The 4081-nt window shown below is 72.3% G+C and carries 5 protein-coding genes; 3 read left to right on the top strand and 2 right to left on the bottom strand.

Going from position 1 to position 4081, the window contains the following annotated elements:
* Positions 1 to 479 (top strand): Fic family protein (locus tag KILIM_RS21610; protein WP_006594894.1); only part of this gene is annotated, 479 nt, incomplete at its 5' end.
* 36 nt (positions 480 to 515) lie between these two features.
* Here KILIM_RS21610 and KILIM_RS21605 read toward each other — a convergent pair.
* A complete protein-coding gene (locus tag KILIM_RS21605; RefSeq protein ID WP_157551892.1) occupies positions 516 to 992 on the bottom strand; it encodes a hypothetical protein in 477 nt (158 codons plus the stop codon).
* Between the two features lie 598 nt (positions 993 to 1590).
* Between KILIM_RS21605 and KILIM_RS21600 the strand changes: the two genes are divergently transcribed.
* Both KILIM_RS21600 and KILIM_RS21595 read left to right on the top strand, forming a co-directional pair.
* Entirely contained in the window at positions 1591 to 2112 is a 522-nt protein-coding gene (locus KILIM_RS21600; protein WP_006594892.1) for a WhiB family transcriptional regulator, read from the top strand.
* 109 nt (positions 2113 to 2221) lie between these two features.
* Entirely contained in the window at positions 2222 to 3592 is a 1371-nt protein-coding gene (locus KILIM_RS21595; RefSeq protein ID WP_006594891.1) for a MinD/ParA family ATP-binding protein, read from the top strand.
* 264 nt (positions 3593 to 3856) lie between these two features.
* On the opposite strand, the gene KILIM_RS23620 is transcribed toward KILIM_RS21595, so the two are convergent.
* On the bottom strand, positions 3857 to 4081 hold a 225-nt coding region (locus KILIM_RS23620; protein WP_217997159.1), incomplete at its 5' end, for a hypothetical protein.

The following is a 4081-nucleotide window of genomic DNA, read 5'->3' as shown; positions in this document are numbered from 1 at the left end:
CGCTGGGCCCGGCGTCGGCGTTGGGCCGCCCGCGCGGTTCGGCCGCGGGCTCGGAGGCGCCTCACGGGCCGACGGAGTTCGCCATGCTGCCCGCACCGCCGAGCGATCCGGGCCCCCGGCTGGCGATGCTCGGGGAGGTGCTCGCGGCCCCCGACGTGCCGGCGCTGCTGGTCGCCGCCTTGGTGCACGCCGAGGTCGCCCTCGTGCGTCCGTTCGTCGGCGGCAACGCCCTGGTGGCCCGCGCCGCCGAACGTGCCGTGCTCACAGCCCGCGGGCTGGACGCGACCGGCGTGGCCGTGCCCGAGTTCGGGCACGCCGAACTCGGACCCACCGCTTACGCCGGCGCCCTGGCGGCCTTCGCCACCGGCTCCCGCGACGGCCTGACCGTGTGGATCGAACACTGCGGCGCGGCCTTCGAGCGGGCCGTCACCGAGGGAGAGCGGATCGCCGACGCCGTGCGCGCCGGGCGCCTGGGGTGAGCCTGCCGTCGCCCGTGACTGACTGGTCTTTGCCCGTTACAGATAGGGGCTGAAGCGCAGGCGGACGGCCTCGCGGCTGGGGTGGTGGTCGCCGTTCTTGACCTTGATGGCGTCCGCGATCTGCTGGAACGACAGGCCGCGCCGGTAGGCGGAGCGCACCGCCTGCTTGAGTCGGGCGTCGTTGCCCGAGGCGCGGGCCTGCTCGTCGAGGATCGTCAGGCGTCGCTGGATCTGACGCACGGTCGCCCGCGGGACGTGCCGCGCTTGCCGCTGGGCCAGCCACTCCTGGATCTCCTCGCTGGACCACAGGTTGCGCCGACCCCACTTGCGGCTGGTCGGTGCGGGTAATTGGTCGCGGCTGGCCATGCCGCGGATCGTGGAGGCGGGGATCGCCCGCTTGCCGGTGACCTTGGCCAGGGCCGAGGCGATCATCTCCGCCGTCATGAACCCATCGGGCGGGCCGTCGGCGGGGGCGCACACCGCGCCCTCGTCCGCCGCCATAACCTGCACCACGTCGCCCCCCAAGTTTGCGCGTCCAAGGCCGGCTCCAGGCCGCCCCGATGGACCGGCACAATGACCGACCGCAAGTCGCCCACCCGACGCGGGACACCCTAGGCAGCCCCGGCGGTGCCCACAACCGCCCCACATGTCTTGGTCGTCGCGCTCGGCGGGTTGGGCCCGGCCGATGTTCGTCGGTGCGCAGGCCTTCGGCGCGAGATGTGATCTGTCTCACGAATCGGTCGTTGCGTCGACAACTGCGCCGCCCCCGCTCCGGGCGACCCGGCCTTGGGGGAGCGACTGTATATACGATGCTCGGGAGCGGGCGGGGCGCTTTTTCGGGTCGCCTGCGACGAATCGGTACAATTGTCTTGATCGGTTGTCCAACAACGGAATTCGTTGCGGCCTGCGGCTTGCCGCGCCGCGCCGACCAGCAGGGTCGTCTCCGCCGCCGCTGCGAATCCCGTCGCCTCCGGACCCACCGGCGGGCCCGATGAGGGCCCCGTCGGCTGGAGCGGAGGGTCGTCGCTGAGGCTCAAGTTTTCTTGACACCGGCAGCGTTGTTTGCGGAGACTTCCAATCGATTGCTGATGGCCAAACGAATGGGGGCGTTATGAAGGCCATGACCGAAAACCCGGGGGTTCCATCGACCGTGATCACGCCGGCTGGGGGGCTGACGATGACGGTGCTGCGCGAGAAGGTTCGCCGACCCTCGCGCATCCTGGACCAGCGCGCGGCCTGCCGCGGGACCGGAGAAGGCGGCGGCACCAACGACTGGACGCCGGAGTACGAAGAGGAGCAGGTGCCCGCCCGCCTGCGGGCGATCTGTGCCGACTGCCCGGTCTGGCAGGACTGCCTGTCCGAGGCGCTGCGCATGAACGACATCGGGTACCGCGCCTCGATGACCACGCGGCAGCGGCGCCACTACTTCGCCGAGATCGTCGCCGCCGTGCGGCCGGTCGCGCACAAGGTGTCGGTGGCCTCACGCTCCCGCACCCTCGGGGACACCGACCGCACCCCGACCCACCCCGTCGGCGACGGCTCGCTGAACGCCTACCGCCGCGGCTGCCGCTGCGACGAGTGCCGCGGGCACAACGCCGCGGCCCGCCGCCGCGAGCGCGCCAAGGCGTCCTGATCCACACGGCCGGCCCCCGAACGCGACCACGTCGCGGCGGGGGCCGCGCGGCATTCTCCGACCTGCAGACCTCCCCTCCCGACCACGATCTCTAGGCGGCCGACCCGGCATGAGCGCTCCAAACACTCGCCCCTCCTCTCCACGAGTCGACGCCGAGCGCGGCGCGCCCGGCGCAGCGGCCGCGCAGACCGCCGACGACCGCCAGCACAGTGACCAGCGGGACCAGCGGGACCAGCGGGACCAGCGGGACCAGCGGGCTGACGTGGGCGTCCCGCCCAGTCCGTACGCCAAGTCAGGCCAGGACCTGCGGCCAGGCGTCGATCGCACCGCCCGCCCCGCCGCCCACCGGTCAGCCGAGCGCGAGAACCGCGGCGTGCCCGCCTCGCAGCCCGACACGAGCTCAGACGCGACCTCTGACACCACCTCCCACACGGGCTCCGACTCGAGCTCGGACGAGTCGACGGGCTCGGGCTCCGCGCTGGCGGGGGCCGGCGCGTCGGTCGTGCCGACCCGCCGAGCTCCCGGCGAGCATCCGACGGGGCACACGAGCGATCCGCACTGGGACGGCCCGGAGGACCCGCCGATGATCCGGCGCCGCCGGCCGCGCCCGCGGTTGGGCTGGCGGGGGCTGGCCTACGACTGGACCCTCGGCAAGTGGAACCCGGGCCTGTCGGAGAAGGAGCAGCGCATCCGCGAGCGGGAACGCCAGATCGCGCGCCAGCTGCGCGGCAAGCACGTCACCGCCTTCTTCTGCCTCAAGGGCGGCATCTCCAAGACCTCAACGACCGCCGCGACCTCCATCGCGATGGCCAACCTGCGCCCCGACCCGGTGTTCGCCATCGACGCCAATCCGGACGCCGGCGACCTGGCCGAGCGGCTCGTCGGCCGCAGCGAAGCCGGCATCACGGGTCTGTCGGCCAACGTCGACCGCATCGGCAGCCTGGACGACCTCTCGCAGTACACGGTCACGGCGGGACGCCTGACGATGCTGCCGGGCGAGCCGAACCCTGAGCTCGGAGACTCGTTGAGCTCCATGGACTTCCGCCGCATCATGGGGGTCGTCCAGCGGTACTACAACGTCGTGCAGGTCGACTGCGGCACCGGCGTGACCCACCCGCTGATGCGGGGGATCCTGGAGTTCGCCGACACGGTCGTCATCCCGGCGTCGTGGTCGATCACCGGCGCCAAGCGCGCGGCGGACTCCATCTCGTGGCTCGAACAGCACGGCTTCGAGCATCTGGCCCGCACCAGCATCGTCGTGCTGACGGCCAAGGACATCGTCAGCGGCAGCGTCAACAAGGACGCGGTCCGCGAGCACCTGTCGCAGGCGGCCGACCTCATCGTCGTCCCCTCCGACCCGCACGTCGCCGACGGCGCGCTCATTGACTGGGAGCAGCTGGCCCCCGCGACCCGGGAGGCCTACCTCGACATCGCCGCGGCCGTCACCCGGCGCTTCCCCGAGGGCGGCTGGCCCGTCTGACCCCCGGCGCCCTGCTGCTAGAGCGTGCCTCCTTGTTCTTGCTCGGCGCAGTCTTGGCGCAGTGGGGGCTGTCGCCGATGAGGATGCCGCTGAGCAGGACGCCCGTCGGCTGGCGTTCGCTGGGTCCAGGGTGCCCAGGGTGCCCAGGGTGCCCAGGGTGCCCTGGGTGCCCTGGGTGTTCGCCGCCCGCGCTACTGGGTGCCGACGGTGAGTGGGGCGCTGCTCAGCTTCTTACCTTCGGCCGGCTGGGCCGGAGTGCGGGCGTCAGCGCCTATCGAGAGCGTCGGCCCGTCCATCGTCGTTGCCGCCGTCGCTGACGCAGTTGCCACTGTGGGCGTGGTCGTCGTTGTCGCGACCGCCGTCGTGTTCCCTGTCGCTGCTGTGGTCGCCTTCGTTGTGGTCGTGGTCGTGGTCGTCGTCGTGGTCGTGGTCGTCGTCGTGGCCGTCGTCGCCGTCGCGGCAGGCGAGGTGTCGTTGTGGCGTGGTTGG

Origin of the sequence: Kineosphaera limosa NBRC 100340 (genome assembly GCF_000298215.1) — a bacterium.
In the GTDB taxonomy this organism is placed as follows: Bacteria; Actinomycetota; Actinomycetes; order Actinomycetales; family Dermatophilaceae; genus Kineosphaera; species Kineosphaera limosa.
This window is presented reverse-complemented; position numbering and strand designations above follow the sequence as displayed.